The organism is Rhizobacter sp. P2_H2, from assembly GCF_056403375.1.
Genome location: NZ_JBFUFP010000486.1, coordinates 1 through 3,947, shown reverse-complemented (window position 1 = coordinate 3,947; position 3,947 = coordinate 1). Strand labels below are relative to the sequence as shown.

The 3,947-nt window shown below is 68.5% G+C and carries 4 protein-coding genes, 1 tRNA gene and 1 pseudogene; 4 read left to right on the top strand and 2 right to left on the bottom strand.

The genetic code is table 11. From position 1 onward, the window contains the following. The coding region (locus AC1D15_RS20890; protein WP_477827475.1) for a tannase/feruloyl esterase family alpha/beta hydrolase at window positions 1-933 on the top strand (933 nt) is incomplete at its 5' end. A gap of 128 nt (window positions 934-1,061) precedes the next feature. Here the strand turns inward: AC1D15_RS20890 and AC1D15_RS20885 are convergent. Continuing rightward, window positions 1,062-1,137 (bottom strand) — tRNA-Ala (locus tag AC1D15_RS20885). Window positions 1,138-1,217: 80 nt separating this feature from the next. Here AC1D15_RS20885 and AC1D15_RS20880 point away from each other — a divergent pair. The 3 genes from AC1D15_RS20880 (at window position 1,218) to AC1D15_RS20870 (ending at window position 3,650) form a co-directional block, all read left to right on the top strand. Continuing rightward, on the top strand, window positions 1,218-1,679 hold the full coding sequence (locus AC1D15_RS20880; RefSeq protein ID WP_477827474.1) for a GNAT family N-acetyltransferase: 462 nt from the start codon (window positions 1,218-1,220) through the stop codon (window positions 1,677-1,679). A 73-nt stretch (window positions 1,680-1,752) separates the two neighbouring features. Continuing rightward, window positions 1,753-2,751 carry a Gfo/Idh/MocA family protein gene (locus AC1D15_RS20875; protein ID WP_477827473.1) on the top strand — a complete coding sequence of 333 codons (999 nt, stop codon included), beginning with the start codon at window positions 1,753-1,755 and terminating at the stop codon, window positions 2,749-2,751. A gap of 11 nt (window positions 2,752-2,762) precedes the next feature. Continuing rightward, window positions 2,763-3,650, top strand: coding sequence for an ion transporter (locus AC1D15_RS20870; RefSeq protein ID WP_477827472.1), 888 nt, complete (start codon window positions 2,763-2,765; stop codon window positions 3,648-3,650). 4 nt (window positions 3,651-3,654) lie between these two features. On the opposite strand, the pseudogene AC1D15_RS20865 reads toward AC1D15_RS20870, so the two are convergent. Continuing rightward, window positions 3,655-3,947 (bottom strand): annotated as a pseudogene (locus AC1D15_RS20865) (lipase family protein); the annotation flags it as partial.

Genomic DNA, 3,947 nt, shown 5'->3' with positions numbered 1-3,947 from the left:
GGATTCATGGGCGCATTCAACCGCACGGCCAAGGCGCTGGCGGCTCCTGGTGGCGCATTCAGCACGGCCAAGACAGCGCTGTTGGCCAAGCACGTGCGCGACACCTGCGATGCGCTGGACGGCATCGTCGATGGTGTCGTCTCGAACCCCGCGGCTTGCACGCCGGCGCTCGTCAATGTGAGCGCATTGCGCTGTGCCGGCGGCGCAGACACCGGTGACACCTGCCTCTCGGATGCGCAGCTGGCGGTGGTCACGTCGTGGACGACCGACGCTGCGTTCACCGGCAGCAATACCTTCCGCAATGCCGGCTGGAACCTGACCGGCAACGAGGACGATCCAGGCGCCTGGGCAGTGTGGGAAACGGGCGGCGGCAATGTCACGGGCGCGCTGCAGTTCCTGTTCCAGGACACCACCGTCAAGAACTATCTCGCGCGCGACCCGGCAGCCAATTCGCTGACCTACGCGCCGTGGGATCAAAATCAGAACGCGCTCTATGCGATGGCGGCGCTCAACGACGCGACGAGCACCGACATTCGCCCGTTCATCAACAGCGGTGGCAAGCTGATCCTGTGGCACGGCGGCAATGATGGGGCGCTCAGCGTGAACTCGACTGCCGAGTACGTCGCCAACATGCGAAACGCCGTCGGCGCGACGAACGCCGACGCGGCCACGCGCTTCTACGTTGCGCCTGGCGTTGACCACTGCGCGGGCGGCCCCGGAGCAGACACGTCGGACCTGCTCACCGCGCTGGACCAATGGATCACGAAGGGCGCGGCGCCGGGCACCTTGACCGCACAGAAGCTCGATGCAGCGGGGGCGGTGTCAAGCACGCTGCCCTTGTGCCAGCACCCGCAGTACCCTCGCTACACCGGCCCGGCCAATGACGCAGCAGCCGCCAGGTTGGCAGCGAACTACACCTGCACGACGCCCTGAAGGGGGCAGCCCCGAAACGGGCCACCTGGACCTACCCTTGGTGCCTGGGAAGGTTTCCGGGAAGACGAACGGGAACAAGCCCTTGAAAGACAAAGGCCCCAGAGGTTTCCCTCTGAGGCCGAATCTGTTGGTGGAGAGGAGGAGGATCGAACTCCCGACCTTCGCATTGCGAACGCGACGCTCTCCCAGCTGAGCTACCCCCCCAACAAGGGCGCCAGTCTATCAAAAAAATCGGCGTGCTTGCCCCGCCGGATCGGGGGGCCGGAGCGCTTAAGCTGCGCGCCATGCCCGCCCCCGTCGAGATCCGACTCGCCCTGCCCGAAGACGCGCACGCGATCGCCGCGCTGTCGCGCGAGGCCATCGAGCATGGCCTGCCCTGGCGCTGGACGCCGCAGCGCGTGCGCCGCAGCCTGCGCGACCGCAGCACCAACGTGATCGTCGGCCACGAGCAAGGCGTGCTGCACGGCTTCGCGATCATGAAATACGACGACGAGGAAGCCCACCTGCTGCTGCTTGCCGTCGCGGCCACGCAGCGCCACCGCCACATCGGCTCGTCGCTGATGGCCTGGCTCGATGCCACCACCCGCGCCGCGGGCATTGCCGTGGTCCGCGTCGAGGCGCGCGCCAGCAACACGCAGGCCCGCTCGTTCTACAAGCACCACGGCTTCCGCGAGACCGGCATCGTCTCGGGCTACTACGAAGACGTCGAAGACGCCGTCCGCATGCGCCGCGACCTGCGCAGCTGATTTCTGCGCCGGCCTGTTCCCGAACCCGCCCGCGCGGACTAAAGTCTGCGCCGGCATCATTTTCGGAGGCAGCATGAAGAAGGTCGTGTGGGGGGTGCTCAGCACCGCGAAGATCGGGCTCGAGAAAGTCATCCCCGGCATGCAGAAGAGCGCCTTCTGCGACGTGCGCGGCATCGCATCGCGCTCGCTCGAACCAGCGCAGCGGGCCGCCGACAAGCTCGGCCTGGCCAAGGCGTACGGCTCCTACGAGGAGATGCTCGCCGACCCCGAGATCGAGGCCGTCTACAACCCGCTGCCCAACCACCTGCACATCCCGCTGACACTGCAGGCCGCGCGCGCCGGCAAGCATGTGCTGTGCGAGAAGCCGGTGTCGATCACCGCGCAAGAGGCCGCCGAGCTGCGCACCGTCGCCGACAAGGTGCTCGTCAGCGAGGCCTTCATGGTGCGCTACCACCCGCAGTGGCTGCGCGTGCGCGAGTTGCTGCGCGCCGGCCGCATCGGCAGCGTGCGCCAGGTGCAGGTGTTCTTCTCGTACTTCAACGACGACCCCGCCAACATCCGCAACATGGCCGACATCGGCGGCGGCGCGCTGTACGACATCGGCTGCTACGCGATCGTCGCCGGCCGCTTCATGTTCGAGGCCGACCCGAAGCGCGTGATCGCGCTGGTCGACCGCGACCCGAACTTCCACACCGACCGCAGCTGCAGCGCGCTCGCCGACTTCGGCGGCGGCCGCCACCTCGATTTCACGGTGTCGACGCAGAGCGTGCCGTACCAGCGCGTGCAGGTGGTCGGCACCACCGGGCGCATCGAGATCCAGATCCCGTTCAATGCGCCGCTCGGCGGCCGCACGAAGATCTTCATCGACAGCGGCCGCGCGCTCGACGGCTCGGCCATCGAGACCGAAACCCTCCCCGAGGCCGACCAGTACACGCTGCAGGGCGATGCGTTCTCGCGCGCGGTGCGCGGCGAGATCACGCTGCCCTACGGCGTCGACGACGCGATCACCAACATGCGGGTGATCGACGCGCTGTTCCGCTCCGAGCGCAGCGAGCGCTGGGAGGCGGTCTGACAAGAGACCTGATGCCCGCCCCGCCGGCTGCCCCCGCCCAGCCCACCGAGCCCGCCGAACGCTTCGGCCGCCCGCTCGGCGGCTGGCGCCTGCGGCTGTTCACGGTGATCTTCGAGGCCGACACCCGCAGCGGCCGGCTGTTCGACCTGGTGCTGGTGTGGCTGATCCTCGCGAGCGTGGTGGTCGTGATGCTCGACAGCTTCGCATCGGTGCATGCACGCTGGGGCGAGGTCTTCTCGGTGCTCGAGTGGGTGTTCACGGTGCTGTTCAGCCTCGAGTACCTGGCGCGGCTCGCCTGCGTGCAGCGTCCCGGGCGCTATGCCGGCAGCGTGTTCGGCATCATCGACCTGCTGGCGGTGCTGCCGACCTGGGCCGCGCTGGTGGTGCCCGGCCTGCATGCGCTGATCGACGTGCGGGCGCTGCGCCTGCTGCGGCTGTTCCGCATCCTGAAGCTGGCGGCCTACATCGCCGAGTACCGCGCGCTCGGCGAGGCGCTGATGGCCAGCCGCCGCAAGATCCTGGTGTTCCTGAGCTTCGTGCTGCTGGTCACGGTGGTGATGGGCAGCCTGATGTATGCGGTCGAGGGGCCCGGCAACGGCTTCGACAACATCCCGGTGTCGGTCTACTGGGCGATCTCGACGATGACCACCGTCGGCTTCGGCGACATCACGCCGAAGACCGGGCTCGGGCGCTTCATCGCGTCGTTCATGATGCTGGTCGGCTGGGGCACGCTCGCGGTGCCGACCGGCATCGTCAGCGCCGAGTTCACGGCGCTGCGGTTCCGGGGCCAGCCGGCGCCCACCACGCGGACCTGCCCCGCCTGCCTGACCGAGGGCCATGCCGCCAGCGCACGCTACTGCAGCGATTGCGGTGCCCCGCTGCCCGACGCGCGATCCTGACTGCTCAGAAGAACGCCCGCGCATAGTTGATCGGCGCATGGTCCGCCAGGTCGCGCAGCAGCACCGCACCGGGCCTGCCGGCGTGCTCGCCGAAGTAGGCGGTGCGGGCACGCATGCGGTCGTCGTCGACGCGCGTTGAATCGGGCCGCTCGACCAGCTCGCCGGCGCTCGTGATGTAGCTGGCCGGCGTCACGTGCGTGTAGGTGCGCAGGCTCGGCGGCAGGTCGGTGACCAGATCGCAGCAGTTGACGAGCCGGATGCGCTGCGGATTGCGCAGCCCTGCCGCAAACACCGCAT